Genomic DNA, 19,273 nt, shown 5'->3' with positions numbered 1-19,273 from the left:
CGACGGAGCAGCGGTCGCGTTCCTGTGCGATGAAGTCCATCGGTGTCCTGCTTGTGGCGGTGGTGCGGAGGGAAGGCCGAGCCTGGTTCGGGCTGGGCACCACGCCATCATTCCACGCGCGACACCCGTTGGGGGGTGTTCGGCGCGCCCGGTCCGACCGGATGGTGCCGCGATTGTTATGGCGGCTGCAATGAGAACGGCGCGCGAGGGTGCGCGGGCGGTGCGCGAGGGTGCGCGGGCGGTGCGCACCCCGTCGCCCGTCGTTCAGTCGAGCAGCCGCCGCAGGTGCGCGCCGATCGCTTCGTGCTCGATGAGGAACCCGTCGTGCCCGAACTCGCTCTCGATGACCGCCGCACGGTCACCGTCGAGGGCGTCCGGCACACCGGCACGTGCACGACGTGGTGCACATGGGGCCGAGTCACCACCACGTCGACCCGGCGCAGGTGTTCGCGCCGACGAGCGTGACCGCCACCGTGACCGTCAGTACGTGGAGTCCGGCGACCTGACCGTGGCCCCCGCTCCGTCAGCCACGGGTCGCTGACCGCCGGGCGGTGTGCGACCGTCCGCGCGCACGGTCGACCGCCATGCCGACCCGGGCGAGCAGCAGCACGGCGCCGACACCGCCCGCGCCGATCGGGGTCACGAACAGGCCGAGGTCCATCCCCGGCATCCGCCACCAGTCGATCGACCACGCGGCGACGACGGCGAACCCGAGCAGCAGCGCGGCTCGCCACCACCAGCGCCCCGGCAGCCGTCGGACGCCGAGCGCGGCCAGCACCAGGAGTACCCAGCAGCCCTCCGGAGCGAAGGACCGTGGGTCGTTCGTCCCGCACGAGGACACGGCGCACTCCCACTCGACCTGGTCGGCGACGCCGGCGTACCAGCGGAACAGCAGGACGGCCGCGGCCACGGCGACGAGCGCGACCGGCGGTCCGACCCAGCGCCACACGCGGCCGAACCGGGTCCGGCGTCGGCGGGCGTCCACCCACCCGTCCCCGAGCTCGTAGCCGGGCATCGGTCGGTACTCGGGCATGCCGGCACGCTACCGGCGGTCGGTTTTCGTGGGGAAGTGGCTCGGAAACCGCGCAGCCGGCAGTCGACGTGCGTGTGGCCCGGGGACCGTCCCCGGGCCACACCTGCGCGCTACTCGGTCGGTGCCGCGACGTCGAGCGCCCAGATCACACCGAAGCGGTCACGGAGCTGGCCGGCCAGGGGTGCCCAGGCCGACGGACCGAGCGGCTGCCGGATCTCGGCCCCCTCGGACAGGGCGGCCCAGTACCGCTCGACCTCGGCCGCGTCGTCCCCGTGCACGTACACGTAGAAGGCGTTGGTGCCCTGGTCGTACGGCTGTCCCGGCCAGACGTCGAACGCCATGACGCGCAGACCGGCGTCGGTGGCCACCTGGCCCCACACGATGCGGTCGGCCCATGCCGGCTCGTCCGAGGCACCCATCGCGCCGTAGGTCATGGACGCGACCTGGCCGCCGAAGACCGCGGCGTAGAAGTCGAGGGCCTCGCGGGCCTGTCCGTCGAAGTTGAGGTGGGTTGTCGTCTCGATGCTCATGGGACCAGCATCGACGGCATTGCGGTCAGATCGTGTCCGCTTCTCGATCGATACTGGAACCATGTCCGGACCGTCCTCGCGCATGCTTGCTCTGCTCTCGCTGCTGCAGGTGCACCGTGACTGGCCCGGCGACGAGCTGGCAGAGCGGCTCGAGGTCAGCCCGCGCACGCTCCGTCGCGACGTCGACCGGCTCCGCGGCCTCGGGTACCGCGTGGAGTCCCTGCGCGGCCCGGCCGGCGGGTACCGGCTCGGCGCGGGCGCGGACCTGCCGCCGCTGCTCTTCGACGACGACCAGGCGGTCGCCATCGCCATCGCGCTCGCCGTGGCCCCGGCGTCAGGAGCGGACATCGCCGAGTCGGCGGCCAGGGCCCTCGCGACCGTGCGACAGGTGATGCCGGCACCGCTGCGCGCACGGGTGGACGCCGTCCACGCGGTCACCTCGGCCGGTCGCGACCCCGTCGACCCCGAGGTCCTCGTCGCGGTGAGCGAGGCCGTCCACCTCGGCGAGGTCCTGCGCTTCGGCTACGGTGCCGACGAGACGCCGCACCGGGTCGAGCCGCACGCCGTGGTCGCCCGGAACGGTCGCTGGTACCTCCTCGACTGGGACCTCGACCGCGAGGACTGGCGCACCCACCGCATCGACCGCATCACCCCGCGGATGCGGACGCGCCTGCCGTTCGTGCCGCGACCGGTCCCGGGCGGTGACCCGGCGGCGTTCGTGGCCGCACGGTTCAAGGGGTCGGACCGTGACGACGTCTGGCCCTGCACCGGTACCGCGGTGCTCGAGGTGGCGGCGGAGACGATCGCGCCGTACCTGCCCGACGACGCCGTGCTCGAACCGCTCGGCCCCGACCGGTGCCGTCTGACGCGGGGGTCGTGGTCGTGGGCGGGCCTCGCGGCGGCCTTCGCCGCCGCGACCGCGGACTTCACGGTCGAGGGTCCCGACGAGCTCCGCGCGGCGACCGCGGTGCTCGCCGAGCGGCTGCGCGGGGCCGTCGCGCGTTAGTGACGCGCATGCGTGTGTCAGGAGCGCGTTAGGGAACCGTCAGGACGGGCCCGGAGGCGCGGTGCCGGATCCACCATCGGTTCGGCACCACACGTGGTGCCGGTCCGCGCCGTCCGGTGCCGGGCCCGTGCAACCTACGGAGTCCCAAGTGTTCGACGTGTTCGTCGTCGCCGGTGTCCTCGCCGTGTTCGGCGTGGTCGCCCTCATCGCCAAGGGGGTCGAGCGGCTGTGATCGGCATCACCATCGCCGCCGCCGTCCTCGGCGTCGCCGCTGTCGTCTACCTGGTCTGGGCGCTCGTCCGGCCGGAGAAGTTCTGATGGGCTCCGCGGCCGACACCTGGGCCGGCATCGCCCAGGTCGCCACCCTCGTCCTGCTCCTCGTCGTCTGCTACCGCCCGGTCGGTGACTGGATGGCCCGCGTCTACGAGGGCAGGAAGCACGCCCGGATCGAGCGCGGCGTCTACCGTGTAATCGGCGTCGACCCCGACGCCGAGCAGTCCTGGGCCGTCTACCTCCGCGGTGTCCTGCTGTTCAGCGTCGTCGGGCTCCTCGTCGTCTACCTGCTGCAGCGCATCCAGGTCGTCCTGCCGGGCGACCTCGGGCTGCCGAACGTCGGGCCGTCGCTCGCGTTCAACACGGCGGCGTCCTTCGTCACGAACACGAACTGGCAGTCGTACTCGCCCGAGGCCACCATGGGCTTCACCGTGCAGATGGCCGGGCTCGCGGTGCAGAACTTCCTGTCCGCGGCCGTCGGGCTCGCCGTCGCCGTCGCGCTGGTCCGTGGGTTCGCCCGTCGCCGGACCGGGACGATCGGCAACGTCTGGGTCGACATCGTCCGCGGCACCGGCCGGCTGCTCCTGCCGGGTGCGTTCGTCTTCGCGATCGTCCTCGTCGCCGGCGGCGTCATCCAGTCCTGGGGCACCGGCGTCGACGTCACGACGCTCACCGGCGGCACCCAGCACATCCCGGACGGCTTCGTCGCCTCGCAGGAGGCGATCAAGGAGCTCGGGACGAACGGTGGCGGCTACTTCAACGCGAACTCGGCCCACCCGTTCGAGAACCCGCAGGCGTGGACGAGCCTCGTCGAGGTCTTCCTCATGCTCGTCATCCCGTTCTCGCTGCCGCGCACCTTCGGCCGGATCGTCGGCGACGACCGCCAGGGCTACGCGATCCTCGCCGTCATGGGCGCCATCTTCCTCGTGTCGCTCTCGGTCATGTCGGCGTTCGAACTCGCCGGAGCCGGCACCGCCACGCACGCCGCCGGTGCGGCCATGGAGGGCAAGGAGGTCCGCTTCGGGATCCTCGGCACCACCCTGTTCGGCACGACCTCGACGGCCACCTCGACCGGCGCCGTGAACGGCATGTTCGACAGCTTCACGCCGATCGGCGGGATGATGGCGATGCTGAACATGATGCTCGGCGAGATCAGCCCCGGCGGTGTCGGCTCCGGGCTGTACGGCATGCTCGTGCTCGCCGTCATCACGGTGTTCATCGGCGGGCTCCTCGTCGGCCGCACCCCGGAGTACCTCGGCAAGAAGATCCGTGCCCGCGAGATGACCTTCGCCGCGCTGTACATCCTCGTCACCCCGACGCTCGTCCTCCTCGCGACCGGGCTGTCCCTCGTGATCCCGGGCGTCAAGGAGCAGGTCACCGGCACGAGCATCTTCAACCCGGGCAACCACGGCCTGTCCGAGCTGCTCTACGCCTACACGTCCGGCGCGAACAACAACGGCTCGGCGTTCGGCGGCCTCACCGCGAACACGACGTGGATGAACTCGTCGCTCGGCGTCGTGATGCTCCTCGGACGGTTCGTGCCGATGGTGTTCGTCCTGGCGCTCGCCGGGTCCCTCGCCCAGCAGGACAAGGTGCCCGCGACCGCCGGCACGCTGCCGACCCACCGGCCGCTGTTCATCGGCCTCCTCGGGGGCGTGGCCGTGATCGTCACCGCCCTCACCTACTTCCCGGTGCTCGCACTGGGACCCCTCGCAGAAGCGCTCGCACGATGAACGCACCGTCGACGTCCAAGGACGCACGCGTGACGCGCCTCGACCGCATCGCCTGACAGGAAGCGCGGGTAGGCCTGGCACCGCATCGCCTGACGGGAGGCGCGGGTCGGCCCCGGTCCGCGCCTCCGGCCGCCGCAGGGCGGTGGCGTCCACCGCCCCGGCAGGCCGCCGCGGATGCACCGCACGCCCACCGCCTGCGCCGCGGATTCCCAGCCGCGCGCCCTACATTGCCGCACATGGAAGGCGACCCGAACCACCGGACAGACGCGGTCGAACGCGCCGAGACGCCGCACCGGCGGTTCCAGTGGTTCCACGACCTGCGCGCCTGGATCCACGCACGTCCGCACCTGCACCTCGTCTACAAGGTGCTCGTCGGGATCGTCGGCGGCCTGGTCGTCGTGATCGGCCTGATCCTCGTGCCGTTGCCCGGTCCCGGGTGGCTCGTGGTGTTCATCGGGCTGACGATCCTCGCGAGCGAGTTCCACTTCTTCCACCGGATCATCACGTGGCTCCGGGCGCTGCTGCACCGCTTCTGGGACTGGGCGAAGGCGCACGGTCCCCGGTGGCTGCGGAACGCTGCGGACCGCGGCAAGGCCGACGTCGACGCGGCGCACACGGGTGCTGCCCGCACGGTCGGGGTCCGCGGGCGCGGGGCGAAGCGGGCGCGACCCGGGCACTGACCCCGTCGCCCTCGGACGGCAGTCGGAGTCCGGCGGACGACGTTCGGCGTTCGGCGGTCGGCGTTCGGCGTTCGGCGTTCGGCGTTCGGCGTTCGGCGTTCGGTGCGCGCCTAGTCTGCCGGGGACACCTGGACCGAGCCGGTGCAGGTGCGCTCGAGGACCTCGGCGGCCTGCTCCTCGACGACGGCGGCGTCCCGCGACACGAGCTGCAGCACGAGGGCGACGGCCGCGGCGAGGACGATGAACGCGCCGTACCCGGCGATGACCGGCACGAGACCGACGGCGGGTTCGAGCAGTCCGCCCACGACGGCGGGCACCCCGAACGCGAGGTAGCTGACGACGTAGATCGTGGAGAGCAACCCCGCACGGTGCGTCGGTGCCGCGGTGGCGAGCAGCATCCGGAGCGGCGCCTGGAACCCGGCGCCGAAGCCGACGCCGGCGATCGCGCTCCCGACGACGAGCCCGGGCAGCGAGTGCGCGAACACGAACGCCACGGTCACGACCGGTCCCAGGACGAGTGCGACGAGGCCGACCAGGACGGCACGGCGGGCGTCCATCCGCTGCGTCGCGAGCCCGGTCAGCGCGCCGACGCCCGTGACGACGGCGATGAGCGCGCCGGCGGCGAAGTGGTTCGTGATGCCGAACACCGCGCCGAGTGCCGACGGGACGAGCGAGAGGAACATCCCGCCGAGGGCCCAGCTCGCGATGAGGGACCCGGCGACGCTGCGGAAGAGTCGGCGCGAGGCACGCGGCACGCTGATCCGGGGCGCCAGGGAGCGGAGGGCGCCCGGTCGTCGGGTGACCCGCTCCGGGACCACGACGAGTGCGATCACCATGAGGACGAGCAACGCGCCGAAGAGCACGTAGACCAGCTGCTCCGGCGCGGGGCCCCACTGCACGAGGGCGCCGCTCGACATGGCGCCGGTGGCGAGTGCGATCGGCGGGATCACGCCGTTCAGCACGCCGGCGAGCGACGGGTGGCGCTCGAGCGAGTTGTCGATCAACGCCGCACCGAGCGCACCGATGAGCAGGCCGACCGAGACGCCCTGCACGATGCGGTCGACGACGAGGGCGCCGACGCCGTCCGCGATCGCGAAGAGCCCGAGGGACAGGGCCACCCCGAGGCCACCGACGACGAGCACGGGCTTCCGGCCGACGTGGTCCGACAAGCGTCCGGCGACGAGCAGGCTCGCCAGGAGACCCGCGACGTAGATGGCGAACACCCCGGTGAGCATGAGCGGGGTCAGGTGCCACTCGGCGGCGTAGACGGGGTAGATGGGCGACGGGACCGCCGACGAGGCGACGGACACGAGGAGCATCGCCGCGAGGATCCAGAACCCCGCGACCGACCGAGCTGACTGCGCCATGAGCGCCCCTTCCGAATCAAGTACGAGTGCATTCGTACAGCAGTCCGCTGTACGACGCAAGTCGTACTGCGAGGGGAACGGTGGTAGCGTCCCGTCCATGCCCGCGACCGTGGATGCTCCCGAACACCTGCCACAGCCGACCGTGGCCGAGATGGACCTGCCGGTCGTGATGGACGCCCTGAGCGACCCGATCCGGCTCGCCATCCTGCACCGCTACCTGGTCGACGCCGCCGGCGGCATCCGCAGCTGCGGATGGGTCGGGATCGACCGGCCGAAGTCGACGCTCACCCACCACTTCCGCGTCCTGCGCGAGGCCGGGCTCCTCGAGCAGCACCAGGAGGGGCTCACGCGGTCGAGCCGGGTCCGCGTCGAGGACGTCGAGCGGCGCTTCCCCGGGCTCCTCGACCTCGTGTTCGCGTGGGAGGTCCCGGCGGCCCTCATGCGCGAGGACGTCCCGGCGTGAGCGCCGTGCACACGCTCCCGACGATCGTCCCCGAGGCGGACGTCACCGATGCCCTCCGCCGTGACCTGACCGACGCCGGGTTCACCGTCGAACGGGTGGACGCCCTGTGGGGGACCGAGGCCGCCGCGTCGCTCCACCGCGGATCGCGCGTCGCAGCGCTCCGGGCACTGCGCGCGCGCCCGACGACCCCGCTCACGACGCTCGCCACGCTCTTCGTGCTCGGACTCCCGGTGTCGCGGGTCGACGCCGACGCGGCGTTCCCGACCGCCGGGGCCTCCGCCGTCGCGTCGGCGGGGCTGGTCCGCACCGAGGCCGGCACCGTCCACCCCGCGGTGGACCTGCGGCCGTACGCCTTCGTCGACGACCTCGGCGCCGGCAGCTGGTGGATCGTCTCCGACCTCGGCGAACTCGCGCTCGGGACGGCCCTCGGCGAGGAACACGTCCTCGGCATCGGCGGTGCCACGACGACGCTGTCCGGCCTGCAGGTCCCCGTGCCCGTCCGGCGCGTGCTCGACCTCGGCACCGGATGCGGCATCCAGGCGATGCACGCCCGACGCTTCGCCGCCGAGGTCGTCGCCACCGACATCTCGCACCGGGCCCTCGACATCGCCCGGTTCAACGCGATGCTCAACGGCATCGACGGCATCGAGTTCCGCTCCGGGTCGCTGTTCGAACCGGTCGCGGGGGAGCGCTTCGACCGGATCGTCTCGAACCCGCCGTTCGTCATCACGCCCCGCAGCGAGGGTGTCCCCGCCTACGAGTACCGCGACGGCGGCATGGTCGGCGACGCGCTCGTCGAGACGGTCCTGACGGGGCTCGGCGACCACCTCGAACCCGGCGGGACCGCGCAGCTGCTCGGCAACTGGGAGTACCACTGGGGCACGGACGGCCTCGACCGCGTGCGCTCCTGGTTCGAGCGCGCCGACACCGACGGGCGCGGGCTCGACGCGTGGGTCGTCGAGCGGGAGCGGCAGGACCCCGCCGCCTACGCCGAGACCTGGATCCGCGACGGCGGCACGAAGCCCGGATCGTCCGAGTTCGACCGGCTCGTCGGCGCCTGGCTCGACGACTTCGCCGCCCGCCGGGTGACCGGCGTCGGTTTCGGCTACGTCGTGGTGCGCCGCCCCGGGCCGGGAGGCGCGGTGCACCTCCGCCGTTTCGAGCGCGTCCCCGAGACGCTCGGGTCCAACCCCGCGGGCCTCGGTGCGACGGTCGCTCGCGTCCTCGACGCGGCGGCGTGGCTGGCCGCGCACGACGACCAGGCCCTCGCCGCCGCGCACCTCGCGGTCGCCGGCGACGTCACCGAGGAACGGTACTACTGGCCGGGCAACGACGACCCGACCGTGATGACGCTCGTGCAGGGCGGTGGACTCGGTCGCCGGGTCGACGCCGACACCGCGCTCGCCGCGTTCGTCGGTGCGTGCGACGGCGAGCTGTCGGTGGCGGCGATCATCGGCGCCCTCGCGCAGATCACCGGGGTGGACGAGCAGGCGCTCGCCGCCGACCTGCTGCCGGCGGCGCGCGACCTGGTGCTCGACGGGCTGCTCGTCCCGGCAGGCTGACGACCGGGACCGTGGCCGGTCCGGCCGTGCTCAGGCGCGGTGGTCGCGCCAGCTGTGCTCGGGTGCGTAGCCGAGGAGCTCGCGGGCCTTGTCGGACGAGAGCAGCGAGCTGACGCCGTCGATGTCCGCGCGGCGCTCGATGTCCGGCACGTACCGCTCGACGAGCTCGATCGTCGGCGTGTCCATGACCGTGTCCGGGCTCGCGATCACGAACGCCTCGAAGCCGGTGAGCTCGGCCTCGAGTGCCTTCCGCACCGCCTGGGCGCCGTCACGGGAGTCGATGTAGGACCAGAGGTTGAACGTCTTCGCCTCGGGGGTGGCGTCCCACGGGAACGCCGGGTAGTCGGTCTCGTCCATCACGTTCGAGAACCGCAGGCCGATCATCTTGAGCTCCGGGTCCCAGCGGGTGAAGTGCCGGGCCATCTCCTCCTCGACCGCCTTGCCGAGCGAGTACGAGGACTGCGGGCGCACCTGGAACTCCTCGTCGACGGGCAGGTAGGGCGGGTGGTGCTCGCCCATCGGGATGCCGAGCAGGGTCTCGCTCGACGCCCAGACGACGTTCTTCACCCGGGCCTGGCGCGCGGCGTGGAAGACGTTGATCGACGACGTCACGTTGTTCGTGATGAGGGCGACGTCCGGCACCTGACCCGGGGCCGGGACGGCGGCGAGGTGCACCACCGCGTCGACGTGGTCGTACCGGTCGTCGATGCCGAGCAGGACGTTCAGCACCTGGCCGTGGTCGGTGAGGTCCGTGCGGACGAACTGCACCCGCTCGGGCTTGTCGGGGGAGGGCACGCGGTCGACCAGGACCACGTCGTACCCGTGCTCGTCGAGGTCGCGGACCACCGCCCGCCCGAGCTTCCCACTGCCGCCGGTCACCACTACACGCGTCATCGCGTCACTCCACATCGTCGTCGGGAACCCTTCCGGGCACCGCCCATCCTGCCCGGCTCGGCCTGGGGCGACCAGGCCCTGTCCGTACCCCGTTGCGGTGGACCCGGGCGGTGCGGCGTCAGACGGTGCGGGTGACCTGGGCGGTGGCCAGCCGGGCGACGAGCTCGACGTGCTCGGCCATGTCCCGGGTCGGGTCGAAGAGCCACTGGATCTGCATGCCGTCCGACACGGCGAGCAGCACGCTCGTCAGTTCCTCGACGTCGACGTCGTCCCGCAGTCGCCCGTCCTGCTGCATGGCCCGGAAGTCGGCGGACAGGTTCTGCCGGCTCCGGTCGTAGCGCTCGCGGAAGTACTCGTGTGCGGGGTGCTCCGGGTCGGTAGCGGCCGCGGCGGACAGGTTCACGAACATCTGCACGAGCCCCGGGACCTCGGCGTTGTGCCGGACGATCGCGGCGAGGAGGGTCGCCGGGTCGGACGCGTCCCAGTCGTGTGCGAGGTCGATCTCGTCGCGCCGTCGCAGGATCTCGACCCAGAGGTCGTCCTTCGAGTCGAAGTAGTGCAGCAGTCCGGCCTGGGTGAGCCCGACGGCGTCGGCGATGTCCTTGATGCTCGTCCGCCGGAAGCCCTGCGACGCCACGAGGTCCAGCGCGACCGTGAGGATCTCCTCGCGCTTCGCGATGCCCTTTGCGTACGAACCCCGTCGTGCCATGGCCAGACTGTACCGCTCGTGTGTGTCCGCATAAAACCAACCGATAGTCGGTTTTGGGTGGTACGGTGCGGTAGCTGCCAGTGCGGGCGGCGAACCCGGTGGACGGTGGGTGTGGGCGACGGAGCCCCGGCCGTCCGAGCGGCGCCCGCGGCTTCCCGAACGAGAGGACCGACCACCGTGACCACCGTGACCGACGCGAGCACCGCCTCCAGTCCGACCAGCCCGCTGACCGAGCGCATCGACGCGCTCGTCGACCAGCTGACCACCGCGGAGAAGGTGCAGCTCCTGACGGGGCGTGACTTCTGGACCACCTGGCCGATCGAGAAGATCGGGCTGCGCCGCATCCTCATGTCGGACGGCCCCTCGGGTGTCCGCGGCGAGGTCTGGGACGAGCGCGACCCGTCGCTGAACCTGCCGTCGGCGACCGCCCTGAGCGCGTCGTGGGATCGCGCGATCGCGAAGCGCTACGGCGCCGCGGCGGCCGTCGAGGCCCGTCGCAAGGGCGTCGACGTCGTGCTCGGCCCGACCATCAACCTGCACCGCTCACCGCTCGGCGGCCGACACTTCGAGGCGTTCAGCGAGGACCCGCTGCTGACCGGCGACCTCGCCGCGTCCTACGTCGACGGCGTGCAGGAGAACGGCGTCGCCGCCACCCCGAAGCACTACATCGCGAACGACTACGAGACCGACCGCTTCACCGCGTCGACCGAGGTGTCGGACCGTGCCCTCCGCGAGCTGTACCTGCTCGCGTTCGAGAAGGCCGTGACCGAGGCGCACGCCTGGGCGGTCATGTCGTCCTACAACGCGATCAACGGCGTCACGGCGTCCGAGAACGACCTGCTCGAGACGCCGCTGAACTCCGAGTGGGGCTTCGACGGCATCGTCGTGTCCGACTGGACCGGCGTCCGCTCGGTCGACTCGGCGAAGGCGTCCCAGGACGTCGCGATGCCCGGCCCGAACCCGTGGTGGAGCGAGGGTCCCCTGCTCGCCGCCGTGCAGGACGGTTCGGTGCCCGAGGCCGCGATCGACCGCAAGGTCCGCCGTATCCTGACCCTGGCCGCCCGCGTCGGCGCACTCGAGGGCTTCGAGCCCGTGGCCGCGCAGCCCGTGCACGTCGAGGACGGCGTCGCGTTCGTCCGCGAAGCCGAGGCCGAGGGCACCGTGCTCGTCCGCAACACCGGGATCCTGCCGCTCGACGCCTCCGCGGTGTCGCGCATCGCCGTCATCGGCCACAACGCCGACCAGGCCCGCACCCAGGGCGGTGGCTCGGCCACGGTCGTGCCGTCGCAGGTCGTCTCGCCGCTCGACGGCATCCGCTCGGCGTTCCCGGGTGCCTCGGTCGACTACGCCATCGGCGCGGTCGTGCAGGAGGGCATCGCGGAGTTCCCGCTGTCCACCATCACGAACCCGGGCACCGGCGAGCCCGGCGCACGCGTCGCCTTCGTTAAGGACGGCGAGGAGCTGTACGTCGAGGACCGTCGTGCCACGGCGCTGTTCTGGTTCGGCGGCGACGCCCCGACGCGCGAGGCTGACCGGCTCGACATCACCACGACCTACACCGCACCCTCGACCGGGACCGTCCGGATCGGCATCGGCGCGGCCGGACACTCCCGCATGTGGATCGACGGGTCGCTCGTCCTCGACGAGTTCGTCGGGTTCGAGGGCGACCAGCTCGGCGCCGCGTTCCTCAACCCGCCGGCGCGGTCGGTGCCGGTGTCGGTGACGGCCGGCCAGGACGTCGCGATCCGCATCGAGTACGACGTCGTCCAGGACGAGACCCTCGGCGGCGTGCTGGCCTACCAGTTCGGCACCGAGCCGAGCGACGAGGACCCGTCGGTGCTCATCGAGGCAGCCGTCGCGGACGCCACCGGCGCGCACGTCGCGGTCGTCGTGGTCGGCACCAACTCGAAGGTCGAGTCCGAGGGCTACGACCGCTCGTCGCTCGCACTCCCGGGGCACCAGGACGACCTCGTCCGCGCGGTCGCCGCGGCGAACCCGAACACGGTGGTCGTCGTGAACGCCGGTTCGCCGGTCGAGATGCCGTGGCGGGACGACGTCGCCGCGGTCCTGCTCACCTGGTTCGGTGGTCAGGAGTACGGCAACGCGCTCGCCGACGTCCTCACGGGCGCCGCGGAGCCCGGCGGTCGTCTGCCCACCACCTGGCCGGCCGCGATGGCGGACGTGCCCGTGCTCGACGTCACCCCGGCGCACGGCAAGGTGTCCTACGACGAGGGCGTGCACATCGGCTACCGCGCGTGGCTCCGTGCCGGGACCACCCCCGCGTACCCCTTCGGCCACGGCCTCGGCTACACGACCTGGACGATCGACGGTGTCTCCGCGACGCCGACCGTGCGCGAGGGCGACGCCGTCATCGTGACGGCGACGGTCGCGAACACGGGCGACCGTGCCGGCAAGCACGTCGTGCAGGTGTACGCGTCGCGGGAGTCCTCGGCCGTCGACCGTCCGGTCCGCTGGCTCGTCGGGTTCGCACCCGTGCGACTCGGTGCGGGCGAGTCGACCGAGGTCTCGATCGAGGTCCCGGCCCGGGCGTTCGCGCACTGGGACGGCGCCTGGGCCTACGAACCGGGCGCGTTCACCTTGCACGTCGGCGCATCCGTCGCAGCCGAATCCGGCACCGTGACCCTCGAACTGGCGTGATTTCGTCCGGTTTCCGCGCGGAACCAAGCTGCGTTCAGTAACATCGTCCTGCGCCTGACGGCTGGTTACCGTCGACGCGCGCACCGCGAAGGGATCGCCACGTGTGCGACACGGCCTCCTGATCCGGCCGATGGAGCCCTGGCGGTCCTGGTGCGTCCAGAATGCGTCCCCGCGTCCGCGCGGGGGCGCATTCGTTCGTTCACGGGGTGCGGTGTCGCGCCGCAACCGGTTGCTTCGTCCAGTCTGGGAAAAAGGTGTGACCGAACGTCAACTTTCGGGGCCACGAACCGCAATCCGGTGTGACAAACCGGCGGGTAGGTGAAACGATGGGTCCACCATCCCGTACGGATCAGGGACGAGATGGTCATCCGGCAGGGGCTCCCGGGGAGCCTCACCAACCCCTGGTGCGAGCCCCGCCGGATGCCCTTGCTCTCAGTGGTCGCGGACGGCCGGCGCGATCTCCTCCGCGACGATGCGCAGGATCCGCTCGTGGGACGCCGTGTCGCCGTTCGCCGGCAGGGTGATGACGAGTTCGTCGGTCGCCCGCACGGCCGGGTCGGCCAGCAGGGCGTCGACGATGGCGGACGGCTCGCCGGAGACGACCGTGCTGAAGCGGAACGGCGGGTTCCCGGAGAGCGGTCGCCCCTCGTCGTCCATGCCGCTCGCGTAGCCGGTGAGGAACTCCTCGTGCACGGCCCGGTCGTGCTCGTCGAGCAGCGGCACGACGATCCGCCCGACGGCGACCTTCGGGGTGCGGTCCGGGTGGAGCTCGGCGAACCGCGCGCGGTACGCCTGGATCTGGTCCGCCTGCGCCTCGGCGAACGGTGCGCCGGTGTCCTCGGTGTTGAGCGTCGAGCAGTGCAGGAGCAGGCCCTTCTCGGCCGTCCTGACCGCGGTGCCCATGCTGCCGCCGCCCCACCAGACACGATCGCGGAGCGCCGGACTGAGGGGCTGCAGGGTCAGGTCGGCGCCGGCGGGGATGCTCTCGTAGCCCTTCCCCGCGCTGCCGAGCGGCTCGCCCTGCAGCACCTCGAGCAGCCGCGCCGCGCGGGCCTCGGCCTCGTCGCGGAAGCTACGGTCGGAGCCGCCGAACACCGGGTCGAGGATGGGGCCGTACCCGGCGATCCCGGTCGAGATGCCGAGCTGCACGCGGCCGCCGCTCAGCAGGTCGACCGTGCTCGCGTCCTCGGCGAGCCGGATCGGGTCCTCGTAGCGCATGCCGAGGACCGCGGTGCCGAAGCCGATGGTCGAGGTGCGCTGCGCTGCCGCTGCGAAGAAGGTCATCGGGCTGGTCAGGAACGGTTCGAAGTGCCGACCGCGGACCCAGCCGGTGCCGTAGCCGAGCGCCTCGGCGGTCTCGAACAGCCGCAGGCCGTCCTCGAGGGCGGCAGCCGCGCCGGCCGTGCCGCCGTGGTTCGGGACGAAGGAGAGGAAGCCGAGTTCGCGCATGGCGCGAGTGTATGCGAACGCATCCACAGACGGCCGGGAGGCGCGGGTCGGGCCCGCACCGCGCCTCCCGGCTGGTGGACCCGCACCTGGGAGGATGGACGCATGACCGACGTCACCACCCAGCCCCCGCTCGTCGCCGCCCTGCCGGCGGCGGTCGAGGGTGGCGTCGACCCGGACGCCGTCTACGAGGCGTTCGCTGCCTGGGCCGCCGAGGGCGGTCGCCCGCTCTACCCGGCGCAGGACGAGGCGGTCATCGAACTCGTGTCGGGTGCCAACGTCGTCCTGTCGACCCCCACCGGCACCGGCAAGTCGCTCGTCGCAGCCGGTGCGCACTTCGCCGCCCTCGCCGAGGGCAAGCGGAGCTACTACACGGCGCCGATCAAGGCCCTCGTCTCCGAGAAGTTCTTCCAGCTCGTCGACCTGTTCGGCGCCCAGAACGTCGGCATGGTGACGGGCGACTCGAGCGTCAACGCGGACGCCCCGATCGTGTGCTGCACGGCGGAGATCCTCGCGAACCTCGCGCTGCGGCAGGGCCCGGACGCCGACGTCGACGTGGTCGTGATGGATGAGTTCCACTACTACGGCGACCCCGACCGCGGGTGGGCCTGGCAGGTGCCGCTGCTCGTGCTCGAACGCGCGCAGTTCCTGCTCATGTCCGCGACGCTCGGCGACGTCACCACGATCGCCGACGACCTCTCGCGCCGGACCGGCCGCCCCACCGCGCGGGTCACCGGCGTCTCGCGGCCGGTCCCGCTGACGTACGAGTACGTGATGACGCCCGTGCAGGAGACCGTCGAACGGCTGCTGGAGGAGGGCAAGGCGCCGATCTACATCGTGCACTTCGCCCAGGCGGCCGCGCTCGAACGGGCGCAGGCGCTCATGTCGGCGCGCGTCGCGTCACGCGAACGCCGCGACCAGATCGCCGAGGCGATCGCTGGCTTCCGGTTCAGCGCGGGGTTCGGGCAGACCCTGTCGCGACTCATCCGGGCGGGCATCGGCGTCCACCACGCCGGCATGCTGCCGAAGTACCGACGACTCGTCGAGCAGCTCGCCCAGCGCGGGCTGTTGCCGGTGATCTGCGGCACCGACACCCTCGGCGTCGGCATCAACGTGCCGATCCGCTCGGTGCTGCTCACCGGGCTGACGAAGTTCGACGGCACGAAGATGCGCCAGCTGTCCGCCCGCGAGTTCCACCAGATCGCCGGACGTGCCGGGCGGGCCGGCTACGACACCGAGGGCGACGTCGTCGCCGAGGCGCCGGAGCACGACATCGAGAACGCCCGCGCCGTCGCCAAGGCCGGTGACGACCCGAAGAAGAAGAACAAGATCAAGCGCAAGAAGGCGCCGGACGGCTTCGCGTCGTGGGGACAGGCGTCCTTCGCGCGGCTCATCGCGGCCGAGCCGGAGCCGATGGTCTCGCGGATGCGGATCACGCACGCGATGGTGCTCTCGGTCGTCGCACGCGGCGGCTCGGCGTTCGAGTCCGTCCGGTCGCTCGTCTTCGACAACCACGAGCCCCGGTCGCGGCAGCTCGCGATGGCCCGGCGGGCACTGACGATCGCGCGGACGCTCATCAACGCCCGGGTCATCGAGAAGGTCGACGGCCAGTACCGGTTGACCGTCGACATCGCACCGAACTTCGCGCTGAACCAGCCGCTCTCACCGTTCGCACTCGCCGCGTTCGAGCTGCTCGACCCCGAGTCGCCGAGCTACGCGCTCGACATGGTGTCGATCGTCGAGTCCACCCTCGACGATCCGCGGGCGATCCTCGCGCAGCAGCAGTTCAAGGAGCGTGGTGAAGCGGTCGCCCGCATGAAGCGGGAGGGCATCGAGTACGAGGAGCGGATGGAGCTGCTCGAGGAGGTCACCTGGCCTCGCCCGCTGTCCGAGCTGTTGGAGGCGGCGTACGAGGCGTACGCGGCTGAACAGCCATGGGTCCTCGACTTCGCGCTCTCGCCCAAGTCCGTCGTCCGCGACGTGTACGAGCGCGCCATGACGTTCGGCGACTTCGTGCGGTTCTACCAGCTGACCCGCTCCGAGGGGCTCGTGCTGCGGTACCTGTCCGACGCCTACCGCACCATGCGGCAGACGATCACCGAGGAGCAGCGCACGCCCGAGCTGGACGACCTCATCGAGTGGCTCGGCGAGGTCGTCCGGCAGACCGACTCCTCGCTCGTCGACGAGTGGGAGGCGCTGATGAACGGGGACGTGGCGCTCGCCGAGGCGGAGCACGAGGAGATCGCGCCGCCGCAGCCCGCGCGCCTGACCGGCAACCCGCGCGCCTTCCGGGTGCTCGTGCGGAACGCGCTGTTCCAGCGCGTGCTGCTCGCAGCGGCCGACGACGTCGCCGGGCTCGCAGCGCTGGACGGCACCGCGGGCTTCGACGAGGACGCCTGGGACGCCGTGCTCGAGGAGTACTACGACCAGCACGACACGATCGGGATCGATGCCGACGCCCGGTCGATGCAGTACCTGGTGTTCGACGAGGCCGGGGCGACCGGGGTGTCCGGTTCGGCTGGCGCGTCGGGCCCGACGCGCGTCTGGCGTGCGCGACAGATCTTCGCCGACCCTGCCGGCGACAAGGACTTCGGGTTCTCCGCCACGATCGACCTCGACGCGTCGGACGCGGCGGGCGAGGCCGTGATCCGGGTGACCGAGATCGGGCGGTTCGACGGCTGGTCGGACGTGGACGTCGACTGATGCGCGTGGTGCGCTGATGGCGGTGGTGCGCGAGCTCGGCGGCTCGTCGGCCGACGGTGACGTCGCCGCGCTGCAGGACCTGCTCGAGTCGGTGCCGGACTACGCGTTGCGGATCACCGGGTACCCGCCGGGGCCGTCCGACGCGCTGAGTGCCCTGCTGTCGGTGCCGGACGGGTTCGATCCGGCGGGCAAGGCCGGCCTCGGGCTCTGGGAGGGGGAGCGGCTCGTGGCGTTCGCGGACGTGTTGCTCGGGTACCCGACGCCCGCTGTCGCGTACATCGGGCTGCTGGTCGTCCGAGGGGACGCGCACGGACGCGGGCTCGGACGGGCGATGCACGACGCGGTCATCGACTTCGTGCGATCGGCGCCGGCCGCCGCACGGGTGGACCGCTTGCGCCTCGGGATCGTCGGGACGAACGCATCGGTGGCGGAGCCGTTCTGGTGGGCGCTCGGCTTCCGGCCGACCGGTGAGACGAAGCCGTACCGCTACGACCACCTGGAGAGCACCGTCGCTCTGTGGGAACGCGCACTCTGACGTCCGGGTATGTTCGACCGCGACCCTGCGCCGACCGGTGTGCGGTCCAACCGAGAGGACCTGCCATGCGCATCGGATCGAGCATCGCCCTGATCGTCATCGGCGCCATCGTGGCGTTCGCCCTGAACATCCAGGTCGCCGGCGTCGACCTGCGGCTGATCGGCTACATCCTGATGGCCGCCGGCGTCGTGCTGCTGGTCATCAGCCTCGCGGTGGCGTTCGGCGGTCGTCGGACGACGACCACGACGCGGAGCGGGGTCGACCCGGCGTCGGGGGAGCAGATCACCCGCCAGGACCGGCGCGACGGGACGTACTGACCGGCGCTGTCGTGCGCGCCCGCTGTCGTGAGCGCCGGCCGACGCGCCCGGGGGCTCGTCAGAACAGGGTCGCGGGTGGTGTCGCCTCGGGCAGCGCTGCCGGCTCGGTGACCGGGGCCCCGGGCCAGCCCGGCCCGTGCGGTACGTCGGTGCCCTGCTGGTAGGCGGTCGCCGCACCGCGGGCACGGACGTCCGCCGCCTCGTTCATCTCGTGCCCGACGTGACCGCGGACCCACTCGAACGTGACCTTCCGGCCCTGCAGCTCGGCGTCGAGCTCCTTGATGATCTCGACGTTCAGCACGGGCTTGCCGTCGGCCTTGCGCCAGCCCTTCCGCTTCCAGCCCGCGAGCCACTCGGTGCACGCCTTGATCGCGTACTGGCTGTCGCACAGGATGTGCAGCGGCTCACCGGTGTCCTTCGTCGCACGGAGCAGCTGGAGGACGGCGGTCAGCTCGCCCTGGTTGTTCGTGGCGTTCGGCCACCCTCCGGCCGCCCAGCGGTCGTCGTCGACGTACCAGGCCCAGCCGGCCGGGCCGGGGTTGCCGAGGGCTGAGCCGTCTGCTGCGGCGACGATCGTCACGGTGGGACCTCCTGGGGTGTGGCGAGTGCTGGTCAACCGTAACGGACCGCACGGACCTTCCCGGAGTCAGCGGTTGGCGGGGGAGATGTTGACGGTGGCGTCCTCGTTCAACCACTTGTCCCCGCGGAGCTCGAGGTAGGGGTTCATCCACTCGAACTGTTCGGGGGTGACGCCGAAGCGCTTCGACACCGTGGTGAGGTCGTCGCCGTGCGACACCATGTACCAGGTGGGCGTGCCGTCGACGTCCTTCACGTACCCGTACGCACCCGGGCGGGCCTTCCCGACGGTGACGCGCAGGTCCGGGTAGGGGTTCGGGATCTTCCACGCCAGCTTGCCGACCGCGAGCACGGAGCCGACCCACGGGCGGTCCGCGTCGGTGCTGCCGTCGCCGGACGACATCGGCACCAGGACGGCGCTCGCCAGGTAGTCGGGCCGTGCGCCGGCGTCGAGCGTGTACGAGTCGGGCGGTCCGGACGCGCGGTCCCACTCCACGACCCCGCGTGCGACCGCGTCGTAGCCGTCCTGGAACCCGGCGACGCGGTGGCGGAACTGGATCGACATCGGCTGCGGGTTCGTCGTCCGCGGTCCCAAAGTTGAAGGACTGCGTCGTGATCGTGGGCGACGGCTTGTCCCACTCCATGCGGCCGTAGAACGCCTGGAAGCTGGCGCCCGAACTCTTGCGGTGGCACGGTGCGAGCAACTCCTCGGGCCAGTCCCGCCAGGTGCCACCCGGGCGTGAGGCCTGGATCCGCTCGAGGTTCAAGGGGGTGAGTCTTCGCGCCTT

The 19,273-nt window shown here is 71.9% G+C and carries 18 protein-coding genes; 10 read left to right on the top strand and 8 right to left on the bottom strand.

Annotation, left to right across the window (positions count from 1 at the left end):
• Positions 1–523: 523 nt before the first annotated feature.
• A complete protein-coding gene (locus I5E_RS19630) occupies positions 524–1,033 on the bottom strand; it encodes a hypothetical protein (RefSeq protein WP_022908487.1) in 510 nt (169 codons plus the stop codon).
• Positions 1,034–1,143: 110 nt separating this feature from the next.
• Positions 1,144–1,563 (bottom strand): VOC family protein, encoded by a 420-nt coding sequence (locus I5E_RS19625; RefSeq protein ID WP_022908486.1) that lies wholly within the window; start codon positions 1,561–1,563, stop codon positions 1,144–1,146.
• A gap of 61 nt (positions 1,564–1,624) precedes the next feature.
• Between I5E_RS19625 and I5E_RS19620 the strand changes: the two genes are divergently transcribed.
• The 4 genes from I5E_RS19620 (at position 1,625) to I5E_RS23975 (ending at position 5,255) form a co-directional block, all read left to right on the top strand.
• Positions 1,625–2,569, top strand: a complete 945-nt coding sequence (locus I5E_RS19620; protein WP_022908485.1) for a WYL domain-containing protein — start codon at positions 1,625–1,627, stop codon at positions 2,567–2,569.
• Between the two features lie 228 nt (positions 2,570–2,797).
• A complete protein-coding gene (gene kdpF / locus I5E_RS22265) occupies positions 2,798–2,887 on the top strand; it encodes a K(+)-transporting ATPase subunit F (RefSeq protein WP_042724093.1) in 90 nt (29 codons plus the stop codon).
• Positions 2,887–4,575 (top strand): potassium-transporting ATPase subunit KdpA, encoded by a 1,689-nt coding sequence (kdpA, locus tag I5E_RS19605; RefSeq protein ID WP_022908483.1) that lies wholly within the window; start codon positions 2,887–2,889, stop codon positions 4,573–4,575. The genes kdpF and kdpA overlap by 1 nt, the downstream gene beginning before the upstream one ends.
• 236 nt (positions 4,576–4,811) lie before the next feature.
• Positions 4,812–5,255 carry a TIGR02611 family protein gene (locus I5E_RS23975; RefSeq protein ID WP_022908482.1) on the top strand — a complete coding sequence of 148 codons (444 nt, stop codon included), beginning with the start codon at positions 4,812–4,814 and terminating at the stop codon, positions 5,253–5,255.
• Positions 5,256–5,365: 110 nt separating this feature from the next.
• On the opposite strand, the gene I5E_RS19595 is transcribed toward I5E_RS23975, so the two are convergent.
• Positions 5,366–6,622 (bottom strand): MFS transporter, encoded by a 1,257-nt coding sequence (locus I5E_RS19595; RefSeq protein ID WP_022908481.1) that lies wholly within the window; start codon positions 6,620–6,622, stop codon positions 5,366–5,368.
• Between the two features lie 97 nt (positions 6,623–6,719).
• On the opposite strand from I5E_RS19595, the gene I5E_RS19590 reads away from it, so the two are divergent.
• Together I5E_RS19590 and I5E_RS19585 are read left to right on the top strand one after the other, a co-directional pair.
• Positions 6,720–7,085, top strand: a complete 366-nt coding sequence (locus I5E_RS19590) for an ArsR/SmtB family transcription factor (protein WP_022908480.1) — start codon at positions 6,720–6,722, stop codon at positions 7,083–7,085.
• The gene (locus I5E_RS19585; protein WP_022908479.1) at positions 7,082–8,647 is read left to right on the top strand and encodes a DUF7059 domain-containing protein; all 1,566 of its coding nucleotides are present in this window, start codon (positions 7,082–7,084) and stop codon (positions 8,645–8,647) included. The genes I5E_RS19590 and I5E_RS19585 overlap by 4 nt, the downstream gene beginning before the upstream one ends.
• Positions 8,648–8,677: 30 nt before the next feature.
• On the opposite strand, the gene I5E_RS19580 is transcribed toward I5E_RS19585, so the two are convergent.
• Together I5E_RS19580 and I5E_RS19575 are read right to left on the bottom strand one after the other, a co-directional pair.
• A complete protein-coding gene (locus I5E_RS19580) occupies positions 8,678–9,541 on the bottom strand; it encodes an NAD-dependent epimerase/dehydratase family protein (RefSeq protein ID WP_022908478.1) in 864 nt (287 codons plus the stop codon).
• A gap of 118 nt (positions 9,542–9,659) precedes the next feature.
• Positions 9,660–10,250, bottom strand: coding sequence for a TetR/AcrR family transcriptional regulator (locus tag I5E_RS19575; RefSeq protein WP_022908477.1), 591 nt, complete (start codon positions 10,248–10,250; stop codon positions 9,660–9,662).
• A 177-nt stretch (positions 10,251–10,427) separates the two neighbouring features.
• Between I5E_RS19575 and I5E_RS19570 the strand changes: the two genes are divergently transcribed.
• Positions 10,428–12,908 carry a beta-glucosidase H gene (locus I5E_RS19570; protein WP_022908476.1) on the top strand — a complete coding sequence of 827 codons (2,481 nt, stop codon included), beginning with the start codon at positions 10,428–10,430 and terminating at the stop codon, positions 12,906–12,908.
• Positions 12,909–13,340: 432 nt separating this feature from the next.
• Here the strand turns inward: I5E_RS19570 and I5E_RS19565 are convergent, their stop codons facing one another.
• On the bottom strand, positions 13,341–14,357 hold the full coding sequence (locus I5E_RS19565) for an LLM class flavin-dependent oxidoreductase (protein WP_022908475.1): 1,017 nt from the start codon (positions 14,355–14,357) through the stop codon (positions 13,341–13,343).
• Between the two features lie 102 nt (positions 14,358–14,459).
• On the opposite strand from I5E_RS19565, the gene I5E_RS19560 reads away from it, so the two are divergent.
• The 3 genes from I5E_RS19560 to I5E_RS19550 all read left to right on the top strand — a co-directional run bounded on the left by I5E_RS19560 (position 14,460) and on the right by I5E_RS19550 (position 17,909).
• The gene (locus I5E_RS19560) at positions 14,460–17,057 is read left to right on the top strand and encodes a DEAD/DEAH box helicase (protein ID WP_022908474.1); all 2,598 of its coding nucleotides are present in this window, start codon (positions 14,460–14,462) and stop codon (positions 17,055–17,057) included.
• Between the two features lie 16 nt (positions 17,058–17,073).
• A complete protein-coding gene (locus I5E_RS19555) occupies positions 17,074–17,592 on the top strand; it encodes a GNAT family N-acetyltransferase (protein WP_022908473.1) in 519 nt (172 codons plus the stop codon).
• Positions 17,593–17,657: 65 nt separating this feature from the next.
• Positions 17,658–17,909 carry a DUF6458 family protein gene (locus I5E_RS19550; RefSeq protein ID WP_022908472.1) on the top strand — a complete coding sequence of 84 codons (252 nt, stop codon included), beginning with the start codon at positions 17,658–17,660 and terminating at the stop codon, positions 17,907–17,909.
• A 58-nt stretch (positions 17,910–17,967) separates the two neighbouring features.
• On the opposite strand, the gene I5E_RS19545 is transcribed toward I5E_RS19550, so the two are convergent.
• A complete protein-coding gene (locus tag I5E_RS19545; RefSeq protein ID WP_022908471.1) occupies positions 17,968–18,489 on the bottom strand; it encodes a ribonuclease H family protein in 522 nt (173 codons plus the stop codon).
• A 66-nt stretch (positions 18,490–18,555) separates the two neighbouring features.
• Positions 18,556–19,050, bottom strand: a complete 495-nt coding sequence (locus I5E_RS23030; RefSeq protein ID WP_022908470.1) for a LysM peptidoglycan-binding domain-containing protein — start codon at positions 19,048–19,050, stop codon at positions 18,556–18,558.
• Positions 19,051–19,273: the final 223 nt, after the last annotated feature.

Origin of the sequence: Curtobacterium sp. B18, assembly GCF_000333375.1 — a bacterium.
Classification (GTDB): Bacteria; Actinomycetota; Actinomycetes; order Actinomycetales; family Microbacteriaceae; genus Curtobacterium.
The sequence above is the reverse complement of the archived record's forward strand: the minus strand, read 5'-3'. Positions and strand labels throughout refer to the sequence as shown.

What these genes read in the sequence shown, in the direction of transcription:
- I5E_RS19560 (WP_022908474.1), top strand. Translation starts at nt 14,460, where the DNA reads ATGACCGACGTCACCACCCAGCCCCCGCTCGTCGCCGCCCTGCCGGCG.
- I5E_RS19550 (WP_022908472.1), top strand. Translation starts at nt 17,658, where the DNA reads ATGCGCATCGGATCGAGCATCGCCCTGATCGTCATCGGCGCCATCGTG.
- I5E_RS19625 (WP_022908486.1), bottom strand. Translation starts at nt 1,563, where the DNA reads ATGAGCATCGAGACGACAACCCACCTCAACTTCGACGGACAGGCCCGC.
- I5E_RS19575 (WP_022908477.1), bottom strand. Translation starts at nt 10,250, where the DNA reads ATGGCACGACGGGGTTCGTACGCAAAGGGCATCGCGAAGCGCGAGGAG.
- I5E_RS19630 (WP_022908487.1), bottom strand. Translation starts at nt 1,033, where the DNA reads ATGCCCGAGTACCGACCGATGCCCGGCTACGAGCTCGGGGACGGGTGG.
- I5E_RS19565 (WP_022908475.1), bottom strand. Translation starts at nt 14,357, where the DNA reads ATGCGCGAACTCGGCTTCCTCTCCTTCGTCCCGAACCACGGCGGCACG.
- I5E_RS19620 (WP_022908485.1), top strand. Translation starts at nt 1,625, where the DNA reads ATGTCCGGACCGTCCTCGCGCATGCTTGCTCTGCTCTCGCTGCTGCAG.
- I5E_RS19595 (WP_022908481.1), bottom strand. Translation starts at nt 6,622, where the DNA reads ATGGCGCAGTCAGCTCGGTCGGTCGCGGGGTTCTGGATCCTCGCGGCG.
- kdpA (WP_022908483.1), top strand. Translation starts at nt 2,887, where the DNA reads ATGGGCTCCGCGGCCGACACCTGGGCCGGCATCGCCCAGGTCGCCACC.
- I5E_RS19590 (WP_022908480.1), top strand. Translation starts at nt 6,720, where the DNA reads ATGCCCGCGACCGTGGATGCTCCCGAACACCTGCCACAGCCGACCGTG.
- I5E_RS23975 (WP_022908482.1), top strand. Translation starts at nt 4,812, where the DNA reads ATGGAAGGCGACCCGAACCACCGGACAGACGCGGTCGAACGCGCCGAG.
- I5E_RS23030 (WP_022908470.1), bottom strand. Translation starts at nt 19,050, where the DNA reads ATGTCGATCCAGTTCCGCCACCGCGTCGCCGGGTTCCAGGACGGCTAC.
- I5E_RS19580 (WP_022908478.1), bottom strand. Translation starts at nt 9,541, where the DNA reads ATGACGCGTGTAGTGGTGACCGGCGGCAGTGGGAAGCTCGGGCGGGCG.
- I5E_RS19555 (WP_022908473.1), top strand. Translation starts at nt 17,074, where the DNA reads ATGGCGGTGGTGCGCGAGCTCGGCGGCTCGTCGGCCGACGGTGACGTC.